We start from the raw sequence: 14,749 nt of genomic DNA on the forward strand, positions 1-14,749 counted from the left end.
GCACAGTGAGATTTACAAACCCGACCATTTCACAGCGAGAGCCCGCCACCTCGTAGGTGACGGGCTCGTCGCGGGCATGCGGGCTTACTTGCCGAGTTTGCGCCGCTGCACACGCGTGCGGCGAAGCAGCTTGCGGTGCTTCTTCTTCGACATACGCTTGCGGCGCTTCTTGATCACAGAACCCATAGGGTTTCCTCGCGTTCTCTCTACTCGGCATACACACACGGTGTCGCGTGCGTCTTCTGGTGTCCGCGCCGCCGGGGCGCACCGGACACCACGAAGCGGTGCCACCGGCAGGCGGACACGAACCGAGTGCCCATGCTACCGGGACACCGGTACAGCGACGAAACCGCCGTGTTGATGGCGGCTGGCGCCGCGGGTCTCGGCCCTGTGACCTCGACTCTTCCCTCCCTCCGGTCAGTCCAGAGTCGAGGGCGGGCCGAGACCACTATTGCTGACCGTCCAGGTCAGCCCGCGTCGAAGTAGGACGTCTCCAGGTAGTCGTGCACGGCCTTCGCGTGCACCCGGAAGGACCGGCCGACGCGCACCGCGGGCAGTTCGCCCGAGTGCACCAGCCGATACACCGTCATCTTCGAGACCCGCATGAGGTCGGCGACTTCGGCGACGGTGAGAAAGTGCGTGCCACCGCCGATCACCGGTTGTCCCTGCGGGGCACCGGAGCGGGAAGCGGGCGAACCCGCTCCGCCACCCGATGCCGGTGAATTGTTCGCAGACATTCTGTTCGCAGCCATCATGGCACCATTGACCTCCGGCACGTCCGCGCCGCCGGCTTCCCCACCGGCGGAACAGACACGCACGTGCTTCTACGAGCTTAGCGGGACCAGTGGGATTACTGCGACGGGTGTGAGAAATCGGTTTTCATCCCGGGTACCCGGCGGTCATTCGTTCGACGTGCCGTGTTCGGCGGATCGTTGCTTGGCGGCGTGCAATGCCTCGGTGAAGGTCGAGCGCAGCGCGCCGCGCTCGAGTTCGCGCAGGGCCGCGGCGGTGGTGCCGCCGGGCGAGGTGACCGCGACACGCAGGTCGACCGCGCTCTGGCCGGTCTCGTCGAGCAGCGCCGCCGAACCGATCATCGTCTGGGTGACCAGCTCGCTGGCCACCTCGCGGGTCAGGCCCAGGCCCACACCCGCGTCGATCATGGCCTCCACGACCAGGAAGAAATACGCGGGACCGGAACCGGAGACCGCGGTGACCGCGTCCATCTGCGATTCGGGCACCGTGACCACCTTGCCGACGGCCTCGAGCATCTCGCCCACCTGCTCGAGCTGCTCGGACTTGGCGTAGCGGCCGGGCGAGAGCACGCTCATCCCCTGCCCCACCAGCATCGGCGTATTCGACATCACCCGCACCACGGGATACCCGGCGGGCAGCTTGGCCTCCAGGTGCGCGGTGCTCACCCCGGCGGCCAGCGACACCAGCACCTGCTCGGCGCCGGTGTCGAGGTCGGCCTTGGACAGATCGGTGAGCACCGAGTCGACCACGCCGGGCTTGACCGCGACCACGACGATGTCGGCGCCGACGACCGCGTCGGCGACCGACTTGCTCACCCGGATCTTGAACCGGTCGGCGAGCTGGGTCGCGCGCGCGGCCGAGGGCTCCACGACCACCAGATCCTTGGTCGCCCGGCCGGATTCCAGCAATCCGGCGATCAACGCCTCACCGATCCGACCGCCACCGACCACCGCAATTCTCGTCATGCGGTCCAGGTTAGTTGGCCGGGGTGGGTCAGCGCGCCGCCGGGATGAGGGCCAGCTGACGGCTCTGCGCGACGACCGCCCCGGTCGAGTCGATGACCAGCTGGTCCTCGTCGAACATGCGCTCACCGACCTCACGGGCGGTCGCGATGACGCGCAGCCAGCCCGGCGCGGGGATCCGGCGCAGGTAGGTGGTCATCTGCACGGTCGGCGACCAGCCGAAGTGGCCGAGGTTCATCGGCACCGGCGGGCTCATGTCGGCGGCCATCATGGCGAAGGCGGCGCGCACGCGCGGGTCGGACTCGTCGCCGTCGAAGGGGCGCATCCACAGCCGCAGTCGCGGCGCGGCGGTCTCCCCGCGCAGGAACTCCGCCTGGCTCGGGTCGATGAGCACGTGCGCGCCCTGGCTGACGTGCACGATCTTGCCCATCGGCGAGTCCGGCGTGTAGCGGTGGGCCGCGTCGCTGGGCTCGGCGGGCATGTCGGTGTCGGGGCCGCTCCAGCGGGTGGCGGTGGCGTCGAGGTGGCCGAAGGTGAAGGAGGTGCGGACCAGGGTGCGGCCGTTCTGGATCAGTTCGGCGTCGGCCAGGCAGATCTGGCGGCCCTTCTTGCGGATCTGGACCGCGTACTCGACCTCGCCCGGGTCGGGCGCGCCGAGGAAGTCGGAGCTGGCCGCGATCGGTGCCATCTGCGCGAAGGATTCGTCGGCCTCGGTGAGCCAGCGGGTGGCCGCGGCGGCGCTGGCGGCGACCATGGTGCCGCCGTGCACCTTGGGACCGATGGTCCAGGTGGGTGCGATGACCCCGGCGTAGCGGCCGGTCTCGGCATCGGTGGTGGTGAGCTCGGTCAGGTCGACGACCTGACTGAACGGCGCGTCGGTCGCGAGTTCTCGCGTCATCGTCACTCCTGGTCGAGGTTCAATTCGTACAGCGTACAAGCAGGGGCGCGCGCGTGGTATTCCCGGTGGGCGAACAGGTCAGGGAAGGTCGGCGTGGTGCGGGTCCGGGGTCGCGCCGGTGAGATGCAGGCGCGCGAACTCGAGGGTGCGCGCGAGCAGCGCCGAGCGCTGGGCGGTGGTGCGCGCGTTCTGGGTGTTGATCTCGGCGACGGCGTGGCCGGTGAAGCCGGTGTGCACCAGGTGCTCACACAGCTGCGCGCACGGCTGGGTGCCCTCGCCGGGGATCAGGTGCTCGTCGTGGGCGGCGCCGCGACCGTCGGCCAGGTGCAGGTGCACCAGGCCCGAACCCATCCGCCGGGCCAGTTCGAGCGCGTCGGCGCCCGCGGTCGCGGTGTGCGAGAGATCGAGGGTGTAGTGGTCGAAGCCGATGTCGGTGGGGTCGTAGGACGGACTGAACGCGCTCACCGCCGGACCCGGTCCGGAGCGGCGTTCGAGCCTGCGCACCGAGCCCTCGCGGAACAGCGTGTCGGCGCGCATCGGGAACATGTTCTCCACCGCCACCTTCACCGGATGGTGCGCCTCGAGTTCACCGACCTGCTCGGCGAAGCCCTTGGCGTAGCGGCGCTGCCAGCGGAACGGCGGATGCACCACCATGGTGTCGGCGCCCAGCGCCTCGGCGGTGCGCACGCTGCGTTCCAGCTTGGCGACCGGATCGGCGCCCCAGACCCGTTGGGAGATCAGCAGACACGGCGCGTGCACCGCCAGCACCGGCACCCCGTAGCGCTTGGCGTAGGACTGCACGGTCGCGATGTCCTGGCTGGCCGGTTCGGCCCAGACCATCAATTCCACACCGTCGTAACCCAATTCGGCGGCATACCGGAACGCCGCCTGGGTGTTCTCCGGATACACCGACGCCGTCGAGAGCCCGATCCCGATCTCAGTCCGCGCGTTCCCCACAGCCCACTCCCTGTAATCAGCTGGTACTGAGGAGAAAGGCTAGCGGTCCCAGCGTCACGAAGACGCCCACGACGACGGCGATCACAGTGCTGAAGATGTCGTCGGTGCGGCGCAGCACCCGCACCAGCGCGACCAGACCCAGGATGACGACCATCGCGAGCGCCAACGCCACCCACGGCAGCGTCTCCCACATCGTCTCGAAACCCTTGAACAGCAACATTCCGGCGATCGCGGCGCCCGCGCTCTGCGCGCCCAGGATCATCCACTGGCGGCGGTGCGCGTCCTCGCCGGTGCCGCGCGCCGCGCGCGCGCCTCGGCTCTCGGCGCGCCCCGACGAGGCGGTGGCCGCCCGCGAGGTCACCCGGCTGGCTCGCGACCTGGCCTCTCGCGCACGGGATTTGGCCCGGCTCGCCATCTTCGAGGCGACCGCCTTGGTGGCCGCGCGCTTGCCGCGGCGCGGGCTGGGGTCGTCGTCCTCGTCGTCGTAGTAGTCGTCCTCGTCGTACTCGCCGTCGGCGTACTCGGAGTAGTCGTTGTCGGCGTAATCGCGCTCGGCGTAATCGCTTTCGGCGTAGTCATCGGTGTCCGGATCGGCGCCGCCGAGGGAGTACACCTCGGTGTGCGCGTCGGCGTCGGGGCCGTGTTCGGCCCGCTGCCGCAGCAGGTCACCGGCGACGGACTGACCCGCGATGAGCGGCTGCTCCTGGCTGACCGGCGACCACGCGGCCGTCGGGAAGCCGCCGCTCTCGGGCGCGGCGGGCTCGGGACGATGCCTGCGCGCCGACCACGAGGGCAGCTTCGACTTCTCGGTCCCCGGCGCTGGCCTGCGCCGATCCAGCGACGGACGCTGGTCGAGTTCGGGCCGGGCCTGGTCACCGGCGGGCGCGCGGTCGAGCGCCTGGGTGGCGTCGGGGCGCGGCGGGTTCGCGGGCGGGCGGTTCAACGCCTGGGTGGCGTTGGCGTCCGGGCGCGGGGAGTTCGCGGCGGGCGGCCGGTTGAGCGCCTGGGTGGCGTTGGCGTCCGGGCGCGGGGCGAAGTCGGGCAGACCGGCGAAACCGGGTCCGGGCGTGCCGAACGGCTGCGGCGGCGCCTCGGCCGCCGGGGCGTAGGGCGCCTCGAAACCCGTCGGACCGTAGGCGGGCGGCTGCGGCGCCCACGAGGCCGGGACGGCGGGCGAGGGCGGAGCGGCGGGCGCTGGCGGGGCAGCGGCCTCCTCGGCGGCCTCGGCGGCCCGGCGACGCGCGGCGCGGCCACCGGTGGCCGGGGGCGGCTGCGGCGGTTCGGGGAAGGAGGGGGTGGCCTCGGGCTCCGGCTCGGGCCTGCGGCGACGTCCGCCGCCGACCGCGGGGATCGCGCCGGAGCCGAACATCTGGGCGATCTCGGGGTCGACCGCGCCGGACGAGGGCGCGCCCAGTCGGAAGGTCCCCCGGTCGTTCGACGGCGTCGCGAGATCGCGGGCCTCGGCGCGGAACGGACCGAACGGGTCGGCGGCCGGACGCGGCGCGGTCAGGCCGAGCGGATCGCCGGGGTCGACGCGGGAGATCGGACCCGACATCGGGGAGAACGCGGGCTCGGCCGGGCCGGGCGGCGGATAGGGGGCGGGCTGGTAACTCGCGGGCGGGGCGGGTTCGGGCGCGTACCCCGGGTCCGGGGCGGGCGGCTCCGGCTCCGAGGGCGCCGCGTGCGAGCTGGGACCGGAGCGGACGGTGGCGTTCTCGCCGGTCAGATCGGTGACCGAGAGTCCGCGGCCGCTGCGTCTGCGTCGGCCGCCGCCCCCGGAGGACGGGGTCGAGCCCTGCGCGGCATTGCGCGCGAGTAGCTCGGCGACCGAGAGCTGTTTGGAATCGTCGTTGCTCATGCGGGCTCCGCTCTCGTCACCGACGCCAGCGGCGGCACGAGGGCCGGGCCTCCGTTCGGCTCGGCATCGAGCTTGCGCAGGATGAGCCCCTCACGCAGCGCCCAAGGGCAGATCTCGATGCTGTCGAGCGACAACGCCCGCATACTCGCCTCCGCGACCAGTGCGCCGGCCACCAACTGCTGGGACCGGTCCGAACTCACACCCTCCAGTTCCGCGCGGTCCGATGCGGTCATCCGCGAGATGAACGCGATCAGCTGGCGCAGTCCGGAGCTGGTCAGTGTACGGCGCACGCGCGGACCGGCCGCCGAGGGTGCGGCACCGGTCAGCCGGGCCAGCGAACGGAAGGTCTTCGAGGTGCCCACGGCCAGGTCCGGTTTGCCCGCCGCGGCGATCGCCTTGGTCGGCACCACCAGTTCGGCGTCGAGCCAGTCACGCAGCACCGCGATCTTGCGCTTGCCCGGCGGATCGTCGCGCAGCCACTCGCGGGTGAGTCGGCCCGCGCCCAGCTGCAACGACAGCGCCACATCGGGCTCCTCGTCGCCGCCGTTGGACATCTCCAGCGAGCCGCCGCCGATATCGAGATTGATGATGCGGCCCGCGCTCCAGCCGAACCAGCGGCGCACGGCCAGGAAGGTCAGCCGGGCCTCGTCCTCGCCCGAGAGCACCTCCAGATCCACCCCGGTGCTGGCGCGGACGCGGGTGAGGACCTCGTCGGAATTGGTGGCCTCGCGCAGCGCGGAGGTGGCGAACGGCATCAGTTCGACACAGCGCGAAGTACGGGCCAGATCGGCGAATTCGGTGATCGTGGCGATGAGCCTGGCCTCGCCCTCGGTGGTGATGCGGCCCTCGCCGTCCATGTTCTCCGACAGGCGCAACGCCGACTTCGACGAGCTCATGGGCATCGGGTGACCACCACGATGCGCGTCCACCACGAGCAGGTGAACGGTATTGCTTCCGACATCGAGAACACCAAGCCGCACACGAATACGGTACTTGGTGGTCCGGTACTACGGGCCAGGCGACTGAACTGTTAGCGTCACCTGTTGTGACCGATGGCGCATCCGGCAACCACGGGACCGGGCTCCGACCTGGGCGGAAGATGGATCCGAGCCCGGAGGTCGAGCTCGACTTCCCCCGCGAATGGATCGAGTTCACCGACCCAGCAAACGACGAGCACCAGATCGTCGCCGACCTGACCTGGCTGCTGTCGCGCTGGTCCTGCGTGTTCGGCACACCGGCCTGTCAGGGCATCATCGCCGATCGCCCCGACGACGGCTGCTGCTCGCACGGCGCCTTCCTCTCCGACAAGGACGACCGCAAGCGCCTGGCCGGCGCTGTGAAGATGCTCACACCGGATGACTGGCAGCTGATGGGCGAGGCCACCGAGAAGGGCAAGGTCGTCAAGAAGGGTTACCTCGAACTCGACGAACTCGAGGACGAACCCGCCCTGCGCACCCGCCGCTACGACGGCGCCTGCATCTTCCTCAACCGTCCCGGTTTCGCCGCGGGCGCGGGCTGCGCGCTGCACATCATGGCCGTGCGCAAGGGCATCGAACCGCTCGAGGTGAAGCCGGACGTGTGCTGGCAGCTGCCCATCCGCCGCACCCAGGACTGGGTGGAACGCCCCGACGGCGAACAGATCCTGCGCACCGTGGTCACCGAATACGACCGGCGCGGCTGGGGCCCCGGCGGCCTCGACCTGGACTGGTACTGCACCGGCTCCCCCGACGCCCACGTCGGCACCCGGCCGGTCTGGCAGTCCTACGGCCCCGAACTGCGCGAACTGCTCGGCGGACCCGCCTACGACGAACTCGCCCGGCTCTGCCGCCGCCGCGAGGGACTCGGTCTGATCGCGGTCCATCCGGCCACCGTCGAAGCCGAGCGGCGCGGGCCTTCCGATCAGGGAGAATGAAACCCCTGGGGGCCCGCGGTTCATCTGACGGTAGTGCGGACGTCACCGAATTAGGGTTGGATAACTCGTCATGTCCACTAAAGCACTCACCCTGGCGACCCTGCTGATCGGCGCGGGCCTGTCCATGACCGGCATCGCTTCGGCCGAACCGAACGGCGACCCGGCCGCCTACGCCGACTTCACCAGCAGCTTCGTCAACTACCTCGACCCGGCGGCCGTCAACGCCGCCGCCGACGGCAAATACATCATCGTGAGCGCCCAGGGCACCTCGACCACCATCGCCTGCCGCGGCAACGGCGCCGACGTGCCGATCTACGACTGCATGCAGGAAGACGCCTTCGGCTGGCTGCCCCTGAAGAAGATCGACACCCCCATCGGCGAAGCCTGGAGCGCGCTCTAGTTTTGGCAGCTGGCGCCGCGGGGTTGTTGTTAGACGAGTAGAGCCCGTCCCCACTGTCGCAGCGGGGACGGGCTCTTTGGCGTTTCGGGGGGCTACGCCTCGAGCTTGTAGCCCAGGCCGCGGACCGTCACCAGGTGTTCGGGCTTGGCGGGGTCGGCTTCGATCTTCGAGCGCAGGCGCTTGACGTGGACGTCGAGGGTCTTGGTGTCGCCCACGTAGTCGGCGCCCCAGACGCGGTCGATGAGCTGGCCTCGGGTGAGCACGCGGCCGGAGTTGCGCAGCAGGTATTCGAGCAGGTCGAACTCCTTGAGCGGGAGGGTGACCTGGCCGCCGTTGACGTGCACGGTGTGCCGGTCGACGTCCATCCGGACCGGACCGGCCTCGAGCACGCCGTTCTCGCTGCTGGAATCGAGTTCGTCGCCCGCGCCGCGGCGCAGCACCGCGCGGATGCGGGCGATGAGTTCCCGCGCGGAGTACGGCTTGGTGACGTAGTCGTCGGCGCCGAGTTCCAGCCCGACCACCTTGTCGATCTCGCTGTCGCGCGCGGTCACCATGATCACCGGCACGCCGCTGCGGGTGCGCAACTGCTTGCACACGTCGGTGCCGCTCATGCCGGGCAGCATCAGGTCCAGCAGCACGATGTCGGCGCCGGAGCGGTCGAACTCGGCCAGCGCGGACGGGCCGTCGCCGACGACGGTGACGTCGAAGCCTTCCTTGCGCAGCAGGAATGCCAGCGGATCGGCCAGCGACTCCTCGTCCTCGACGATCAACACACTCGTCATCTGCGTGCCTCCACACCGTTCGCTCGACCAGCGGGGGTGCGCTGGGCGATGGTTTCTCTCGTGCCGAGCTCCGGGACCGACGCCGCGTCCTCGTCGCCCTCTGTCTCCAGATGGGCGGGAATGCGCAGGGTGAACGTCGAGCCGGTGCCCAGCTTGCTCCACAGGGTGATCTCACCGTTGTGGTTGGCGGCCACGTGTTTGACGATGGCCAGGCCGAGTCCGGTCCCCCCGGTCGAGCGGGAGCGGGCCTTGTCGGAGCGGAAGAACCGCTCGAAGACCCGCACCTGGTCTTCCTTGGCGATGCCGATCCCGCGGTCGGTGACCGCCATCGCGACGTGATCGCCGCGCAGCGACCGGCTCACCGACACGTGCGAGCCCTGCGGCGAGTACGCGATGGCGTTCTCCACCAGGTTCGACAGCGCGGTGACCAGCAGCGTTTCGTCGCCGAGCACTTCCAGCCCGCTGGGCCGGTCGGTGCTGACGGTGATGCCCGCGGCCTCGGCGGCGGTGCGCGAGCGGTCGACCGCCTGCTGCACCACCGTGTCGACGTCGACCACGGCCAGATCGGGCAGCTTCTCCGCGCCCTGCAACCGCGAGAGCGCGATCAGCTCGGTGACCATCTTGCCCAGCCGCCGCGATTCGGCCAGCACACGCGAACCGAAGTGCCGCACGGCCTCGGGGTCGTCGGCCGATTCCAGCATGGCCTCGGCCAGCAGGCTCATCGCGCCGACCGGGGTCTTGAGCTCGTGACTGACATTGGCGACGAAATCGCGGCGGGTCGCCTCCATGCGCGCCTGCTCGGAATCATCGTCGGCGAACAGCACGACGAAGCTGGTCTCCTCGCGCGAGAGCTTGCGCGCCACACCGCGCACGGCGATGCGCCCGCGACCGGGCGAGGGGTTCTTGGCGGTCAGGTCGTATTCGGCGGCGTCGCCTGTGGCGAGCACCTTCTCCACCGCCGCCCAGGCCCGCTCGTCGAGCAGCCGGTTGCGCACCAGCCCCAGTTCCTCGGCGCGCGGATTCACCAGCACCACGTCGCGATACTCGTCGACCACCGCGATGCCGCTCTCGGAGGCCAGCACGATCAGATCGAGCACCTGCGACATCGTCAGGCCGGTGTCTTCCTGATTGCGCGCGGCGTGCCGAGCGTTGACGTACGGGATCAGCAGGCCACCGACTGCCAGTCCGACGACAGCCGCGAGGACTGCCAACAGCACTGCCTGCGGAACACTCACATGATTGATCGTACGAGTGCGAACCCCGACCCCGACGCCGGGTCACAGAAGTTTCGCGCAGGTCACAGCCCCTTGGCACGCCGTTCTCCTGCCGTTCACCCGCCGGGCACCCATCCGATCGATCGGCGTGTCACTCCGGCGTTTCGCCGCAGCGCGGGGCTGGTCACAAGGGCCCCGCACCACCCGAGTCATGCGTCGAGCACATCACTCGGAGGGGTTGCTGTGGGATCATTCTCGAATACCCGGGGTGGATTTCGGCCGGAAAGGATCGCGATGAGCAAGATTCTGAATTCTCTGTCCGACGACGAGTACGTGCTGGTCCGCAAAACCAAGAAATCCCAGATGGCGAAGCTGGATGAGAACCACCTGATCGAGCTGCACTCCCGAATCCGGCGGGCCCGCAACAAATACGTCAAGCTCTACCGACGCGAGGGCGCCGCCAAGGTCGAGTCCAAGGGCGCGCGGGGCTCCGGCAAGGCGGCCAACAAGCGCAATGCCGCCCGCGCCGAGGTCTTCGAAGACGCCCTCAGCCGCGTCAGCCGCCGACTGGCCAAGGTCGCCGAGAAGAGCGCCGAGCGACTGAAGGAACAACGCCTGACCAGCGCCCGCAAGGACGCCCCCTCCTTCTCCGACCTGGACTCCACCGACGGCAAGGTCGACTCCCCCGGTCGCCCCCGCGTCGACCCGACCAGACAATCCCCGGGCCGCAAGAAGTACGAAGCCTCCACGATCGCCGCCGGAGCCCGCCGCCAGGCCGCGAAGGACAACAAGTAACCCGACCGAACCCGGCACCGGACTACTACCCGAGCGTGAGACGTGGGCGCTACCGCAGGGGGATGTGGTTGGGGGACATGGGTTTCTAGCGTCGGGGCATGTGGAGAAGAGCTGTTGTCGTTGCGGTGTGCGCGGCCGGTCTGGTCTCGGCGAGCGGGTCGGCCGGGGCCGTGCCGCGCGCGGTGGACACGACGCGGAGCGATATCGACGAACTGGTGCGGGATGGCGCGGTGGGGGCGTTGGCGACAATTTCGGTCGACGGCGTCAGCACTGTCGTGACCGCGGGATCGGCCGATATCGGGGCGGGGACGGCTGTTCCGGATGACACACCTGTCCTACACCGGCACACCCACGACCGTGAACGTCGGAGCCTTGCTCACCCACGCGCTGTGCCCGTAACCCCCGTCAGGCGGCGATGCCCAGACCCAGCGCGACGGCGACCGGGGCGAGGTAGAGGACGGGGAAGGCGACCGTCTTGTAGGAGTGGGCGCGCAGAACGGTGATCACCGCGCCGGTGAAGTAGAGGATCAGGCCGATAGCCGCGGCGATGCCCAGGGGTGGGTAGGCCAGGCCGAGGAGCAGGCCGAGGGCTCCGGCGGCCTTGGCGATGCCGAGCGGGGTCCACCAGGTCTCGGGGACGCCGTAGTCGACGAGCGGTTCGACGACGAACGGGGCGCGGCGCAGCAGCGAGACGGCGGAGAAGCCGACCCAGAGGGCCGCGGCGACGGTGACGATGACGTAGGCGGTGTGCATGGCGGGTCTCCTTCGGTGGCCGCGCGATCGCGGCGTCTACCGAGGTGACGGCACGGCGGCCCACCGTGTGACATCCGCACAGCACAGCGCCCCGGTCCACAGGGTGGGCCGGGGCGCTGGGGAGAGCTGGGGACTACTTGCCGCCCTGGTTGGCGACGGCGGCGGCGCCCGCGGCGGCAGCCTCCGGGTCCAGGTATTCGGCGGGCTTCACGGGGCGCAGGTCCTCGTCGAGTTCGTAGCGCAGCGGGATGCCGGTGGGGATGTTGAGGCCGGAGATGTCCTCGTCGGAGATGTTGTCGAGGTGCTTGACCAGCGCGCGCAGCGAGTTGCCGTGGGCGGCGACCAGCACGGTCTTACCGGTGCGCAGCTCCTGGGAGATGGTGTTCTCCCAGTACGGGATCATCCGGGCGACGACGTCCTGCAGGCACTCGGTCTTGGGGATCTCGATCCCGGCGTAGCGCGGGTCGCCTTCCTGGCTGTACTCGTTGTCGTCGGCGATCGGCGGCGGCGGGGTGTCGTAGCTGCGGCGCCACAGCATGAACTGGTCGTGGCCGTACTGCTCGCGGACCTGCTCCTTGTTCTTGCCCTGCAGGTCGCCGTAGTGCCGCTCGTTGAGGCGCCAGTCGCGCACGACCGGGATCCAGTGCCGGTCGGCGGCGTCGAGCGCGTTGTTGGCGGTGCTGATCGCGCGACGCAGCAGCGAGGTGTAGACGATGTCGGGCAGGATGCCGTGCTCGGCGAGCAGCTCACCGGCCCGCTTGCCCTCGGCGATGCCCTTGTCGGTCAGGTGCACATCCACCCAGCCGGTGAACAAGTTGAGGGCATTCCATTCGCTCTCGCCGTGGCGCAGCAGCACGAGGGTGTAGGTCATGGGCTCATTCTGGCATTGCGCCGAGCCTCAGGCCCACTCCACCTCGTCGAACCCGAGGCTCATCTCGTGTGGTCCGCCCGGTACCAGAGCGTCGACCTGTAATCGCGACGCGCCCGCGTCGACCTCGCGCACCACGGCGCACACTCCTCGCAGCGGTCCATCCGGAATATGGACGACATCCCCCGGCACGTAGTCGGCAGCCACCTGTTCGAGGCTACGCGCGCACCCGCCCCGCCCACGGCGAACGCGCCACACCTGGACCGAAGAGTCCGACTCGGCGCCGAGAGCCGAGTGCCGCGAATCCTTTCCCTCGAGCGGTCAACTCTCCACCGCGAGCACCCCGGCCCCCACCAGCGTCGCGCCCTCACCGATGGCCGACAACTCCACCCGCAGCCCACGGATGAACGCCAGCCCCGCGTGCCGCGCGACGGCCGCGCGCAGCGGACCCCACAGTGGTTCGCCCGCCTGGGCGAAGCCACCGCTGATCACCACCCGGTCCACGTCGAGCAGCGCGGCGGCCGAGCAGATCGCCTGTCCCAGCGCGGTTCCCGCCCGGTCGAGGGCCGCGACGGCGACCGGGTCCCCCGCGCGGGCCGCGTCCGCGAGCTCGGCGCCGGTCTCCCCCGGCCAGCCGCGCGAGCGGGCCCAGCGCACCACCGCCATCCCACCCGCGAGCGCCTCCACACAACCGAATCCGCCGCAGGCACAGGGGGTGTCGTCGCCAGGGACGACGATGTGTCCGAGATGTCCGGCATTTCCGGTGCGCCCCACCAGCACTCGCCCGTCGGCGACGATCCCGCCGCCCACCCCCGACGACACCGTCAGCGCCAAACCGTTGCGCACCCCGCGCAGTCCGCCCACGCGGTGCTCGGCCAGCACCAGGCAGGCGCCGTCGATCGCCAAGCGCACCACGGCATCCGGGAACAGCGCGCGCACCCGCTCGACGATCGGGAAGCCGTCACGCCACGGCGCGAGGTTCAACGGAGCGATCGCCCCGGCGGGCACGTCCACCGGACCGGCCGCCCCGATCCCGACCGCGCTCACCCGCATGTCCCGCGCCACAACTTCGAGCAACTCCCGGCAAGCCTGCCACGGGTCGGTCGCACCGGCGGGCACGCGCCGCACCCGGCGCAGCGAGTAGTCCGGATTCACCACTGCCGCAGCGAATTTGGTCGCGCCGATATCGAGTGCCAGTGCTGTCATCGCCACTCCTGTTCTCGCGGGTCCGGCACCGGTGCCCGCCGGGCACGGGTTGCCCATCGGTCACCGGTGATGTGAATTCTCACAGGATGTGGCACCCGACACTTTGACTACTGGTCGGTACGCGCGGGCCCGTTTCGTTGGATACTTCCACACGGGTCGGGTCGTGACAGTTGGGCAGCACTACATTGATGAAGGATAGCTGTGTCGAAATTGGTTGTACTGGTGTTGAGCCTGTTGACGGCGGGCGTGCTCGCCGCACCGGCCGGCGCGAACCCGTTGTATCCGACCCCGGATCCGGATCCGTTCTTCAGCGCACCGAGTGACATCAGCACGCTGGCTCCCGGTGATGTGGTGCGCACGCGCCGCGTCGACACCTGGATGTACCCGGGCACCGAGGGCTGGCAGGTGGCGTTCCGCTCCACCAACTCCCAGGGCAAGGCCATCATGGGCGTGACCACCGTGCTGATGCCGGTCGGGGTGAAGAACCCGCCGCTGGTCTCCTACCAGGCGCTGATCAACTCCATCGGCACCCGCTGCAACCCCTCGCAGTCGCTGTTCAACGGCGAACTGCAGGACGCGCCCGGCGCCATGCTGCCGCTGCAGCGCGGCTGGGCCATCTCGGTGCCCGACTACCTCGGTCCGACCGTGGCCTACGGTGCGGCCAAGCTCAGCGGCATGGTCACCCTCGACAGCGTGCGGGCCGTGCAGAAGGTCGCCGAACTGGGCGTGGGCAATTCGCCGGTGGCGATCGCCGGATACTCCGGTGGCGGCATGGCGACCGCGTGGGCGGGCGCGTTGCAGCCGACCTACGCGCCGGAGGTGAAACTGGCCGCGGTGGTCGCGGGCGGTATCCCGGCCGATCTCGAATTGATGGCCGACGCACTGGGTTTCGCGCCGCACCCCGGTTTCGGCCTGGCCTTCGCCGCGGCGATGGGCATCGAGCGCGAGTACCCGGAGCAGGTGCCGGTCTCGGATTCGCTCAACGAGAACGGGCTGTGGTTCCGTGAGTTCACCAAGGACGCGTGCCGTCGATTCCTGTTGTTCCACGGCATCTTCCGCAATGCCGAGCAGATGGCGGCCTCGAAGGAACTGATGGGCAGCGAGGTGGCGCGCGGCGTGCTGCGCGAGAACAGCCTCGTGCACTTCACCGGCGCGCCGACCGCCCCGACCTACATCTGGCAGGGCAAGTACGACACCCTGACCCCGTACGGTCCGGTCGCGGAGTCGGTGGCGCACTTCTGCTCGAAGGGCGCCCCGGTGCAGCTCACGACCATCGAGATCTCCGAGCACATGACCGCCGCGGCGGCCGGGTTCGTGGACGCGTGGAACTACGTGGAGTCGCGCTTCCGCAACGAGCCGGTGCCGACGAACTGCTGAGGTGAGAACGCGCG

At 70.0% G+C, this 14,749-nt stretch carries 17 protein-coding genes; 4 read left to right on the forward strand and 13 right to left on the reverse strand.

Going from position 1 to position 14,749, the window contains the following annotated elements; translation table 11 throughout:
* Window positions 1-84: 84 nt before the first annotated feature.
* The 7 genes from QC180_RS05835 to QC180_RS05865 all read right to left on the reverse strand — a co-directional run bounded on the left by QC180_RS05835 (window position 85) and on the right by QC180_RS05865 (window position 6,408).
* The gene (locus tag QC180_RS05835; protein ID WP_003402602.1) at window positions 85-186 is read right to left on the reverse strand and encodes a 30S ribosomal protein bS22; all 102 of its coding nucleotides are present in this window, start codon (window positions 184-186) and stop codon (window positions 85-87) included.
* Between the two features lie 281 nt (window positions 187-467).
* On the reverse strand, window positions 468-737 hold the full coding sequence (locus QC180_RS05840; protein ID WP_278261551.1) for a helix-turn-helix domain-containing protein: 270 nt from the start codon (window positions 735-737) through the stop codon (window positions 468-470).
* A 162-nt stretch (window positions 738-899) separates the two neighbouring features.
* Window positions 900-1,718: a pyrroline-5-carboxylate reductase gene (gene proC, locus QC180_RS05845; protein WP_278261552.1), complete on the reverse strand. Its 819-nt coding sequence runs from the start codon at window positions 1,716-1,718 to the stop codon at window positions 900-902.
* Between the two features lie 28 nt (window positions 1,719-1,746).
* The gene (locus tag QC180_RS05850) at window positions 1,747-2,613 is read right to left on the reverse strand and encodes a thioesterase family protein (protein WP_278261553.1); all 867 of its coding nucleotides are present in this window, start codon (window positions 2,611-2,613) and stop codon (window positions 1,747-1,749) included.
* A gap of 78 nt (window positions 2,614-2,691) precedes the next feature.
* Entirely contained in the window at window positions 2,692-3,570 is an 879-nt protein-coding gene (locus QC180_RS05855) for a sugar phosphate isomerase/epimerase family protein (protein WP_278261554.1), read from the reverse strand.
* 16 nt (window positions 3,571-3,586) lie between these two features.
* Window positions 3,587-5,428 carry a hypothetical protein gene (locus QC180_RS05860; RefSeq protein ID WP_278261555.1) on the reverse strand — a complete coding sequence of 614 codons (1,842 nt, stop codon included), beginning with the start codon at window positions 5,426-5,428 and terminating at the stop codon, window positions 3,587-3,589.
* Window positions 5,425-6,408 (reverse strand): Ppx/GppA family phosphatase, encoded by a 984-nt coding sequence (locus tag QC180_RS05865; RefSeq protein WP_278261556.1) that lies wholly within the window; start codon window positions 6,406-6,408, stop codon window positions 5,425-5,427. The genes QC180_RS05860 and QC180_RS05865 overlap by 4 nt, the downstream gene beginning before the upstream one ends.
* Before the next feature lie 119 nt (window positions 6,409-6,527).
* Between QC180_RS05865 and QC180_RS05870 the strand changes: the two genes are divergently transcribed.
* On the forward strand, window positions 6,528-7,340 hold the full coding sequence (locus tag QC180_RS05870; protein ID WP_278261557.1) for a DUF3109 family protein: 813 nt from the start codon (window positions 6,528-6,530) through the stop codon (window positions 7,338-7,340).
* Window positions 7,341-7,410: 70 nt separating this feature from the next.
* On the forward strand, window positions 7,411-7,740 hold the full coding sequence (locus QC180_RS05875; RefSeq protein ID WP_278261558.1) for a hypothetical protein: 330 nt from the start codon (window positions 7,411-7,413) through the stop codon (window positions 7,738-7,740).
* A 92-nt stretch (window positions 7,741-7,832) separates the two neighbouring features.
* Here QC180_RS05875 and QC180_RS05880 read toward each other — a convergent pair whose 3' ends face one another.
* Window positions 7,833-8,522, reverse strand: coding sequence for a response regulator transcription factor (locus QC180_RS05880; protein ID WP_278261559.1), 690 nt, complete (start codon window positions 8,520-8,522; stop codon window positions 7,833-7,835).
* Entirely contained in the window at window positions 8,519-9,757 is a 1,239-nt protein-coding gene (locus QC180_RS05885; RefSeq protein ID WP_278261560.1) for a sensor histidine kinase, read from the reverse strand. Before QC180_RS05885 ends, QC180_RS05880 begins: the two co-directional genes overlap by 4 nt.
* Window positions 9,758-10,030: 273 nt before the next feature.
* On the opposite strand from QC180_RS05885, the gene QC180_RS05890 reads away from it, so the two are divergent.
* On the forward strand, window positions 10,031-10,531 hold the full coding sequence (locus QC180_RS05890; RefSeq protein ID WP_278261561.1) for a hypothetical protein: 501 nt from the start codon (window positions 10,031-10,033) through the stop codon (window positions 10,529-10,531).
* Between the two features lie 405 nt (window positions 10,532-10,936).
* On the opposite strand, the gene QC180_RS05895 is transcribed toward QC180_RS05890, so the two are convergent.
* The 4 genes from QC180_RS05895 to QC180_RS05910 all read right to left on the reverse strand — a co-directional run bounded on the left by QC180_RS05895 (window position 10,937) and on the right by QC180_RS05910 (window position 13,358).
* A complete protein-coding gene (locus QC180_RS05895) occupies window positions 10,937-11,284 on the reverse strand; it encodes a DoxX family protein (protein WP_278261562.1) in 348 nt (115 codons plus the stop codon).
* 133 nt (window positions 11,285-11,417) lie between these two features.
* Entirely contained in the window at window positions 11,418-12,155 is a 738-nt protein-coding gene (locus QC180_RS05900; RefSeq protein WP_278261563.1) for a phosphoglyceromutase, read from the reverse strand.
* A gap of 27 nt (window positions 12,156-12,182) precedes the next feature.
* Window positions 12,183-12,359 carry a transcription termination/antitermination protein NusG gene (locus QC180_RS05905; RefSeq protein WP_278261564.1) on the reverse strand — a complete coding sequence of 59 codons (177 nt, stop codon included), beginning with the start codon at window positions 12,357-12,359 and terminating at the stop codon, window positions 12,183-12,185.
* Between the two features lie 114 nt (window positions 12,360-12,473).
* The gene (locus QC180_RS05910) at window positions 12,474-13,358 is read right to left on the reverse strand and encodes an ROK family protein (protein WP_278261565.1); all 885 of its coding nucleotides are present in this window, start codon (window positions 13,356-13,358) and stop codon (window positions 12,474-12,476) included.
* Between the two features lie 201 nt (window positions 13,359-13,559).
* Here QC180_RS05910 and QC180_RS05915 point away from each other — a divergent pair, with 201 nt between their 5' ends.
* Window positions 13,560-14,735, forward strand: a complete 1,176-nt coding sequence (locus tag QC180_RS05915) for a lipase family protein (RefSeq protein WP_278261566.1) — start codon at window positions 13,560-13,562, stop codon at window positions 14,733-14,735.
* Window positions 14,736-14,749: the final 14 nt, after the last annotated feature.

The organism is Nocardia anocheti (assembly GCF_029675105.1).
GTDB lineage: Bacteria > Actinomycetota > Actinomycetes > Mycobacteriales > Mycobacteriaceae > Nocardia.

Coding starts and splice junctions, on each gene's coding strand:
- QC180_RS05835 (WP_003402602.1), bottom strand. CDS start 186: ATGGGTTCTGTGATCAAGAAGCGCCGCAAGCGTATGTCGAAGAAGAAG.
- QC180_RS05840 (WP_278261551.1), bottom strand. CDS start 737: ATGTCTGCGAACAATTCACCGGCATCGGGTGGCGGAGCGGGTTCGCCC.
- proC (WP_278261552.1), bottom strand. CDS start 1,718: ATGACGAGAATTGCGGTGGTCGGTGGCGGTCGGATCGGTGAGGCGTTG.
- QC180_RS05850 (WP_278261553.1), bottom strand. CDS start 2,613: ATGACGCGAGAACTCGCGACCGACGCGCCGTTCAGTCAGGTCGTCGAC.
- QC180_RS05860 (WP_278261555.1), bottom strand. CDS start 5,428: ATGAGCAACGACGATTCCAAACAGCTCTCGGTCGCCGAGCTACTCGCG.
- QC180_RS05870 (WP_278261557.1), top strand. CDS start 6,528: ATGGATCCGAGCCCGGAGGTCGAGCTCGACTTCCCCCGCGAATGGATC.
- QC180_RS05875 (WP_278261558.1), top strand. CDS start 7,411: ATGTCCACTAAAGCACTCACCCTGGCGACCCTGCTGATCGGCGCGGGC.
- QC180_RS05880 (WP_278261559.1), bottom strand. CDS start 8,522: ATGACGAGTGTGTTGATCGTCGAGGACGAGGAGTCGCTGGCCGATCCG.
- QC180_RS05890 (WP_278261561.1), top strand. CDS start 10,031: ATGAGCAAGATTCTGAATTCTCTGTCCGACGACGAGTACGTGCTGGTC.
- QC180_RS05895 (WP_278261562.1), bottom strand. CDS start 11,284: ATGCACACCGCCTACGTCATCGTCACCGTCGCCGCGGCCCTCTGGGTC.
- QC180_RS05900 (WP_278261563.1), bottom strand. CDS start 12,155: ATGACCTACACCCTCGTGCTGCTGCGCCACGGCGAGAGCGAATGGAAT.
- QC180_RS05910 (WP_278261565.1), bottom strand. CDS start 13,358: ATGACAGCACTGGCACTCGATATCGGCGCGACCAAATTCGCTGCGGCA.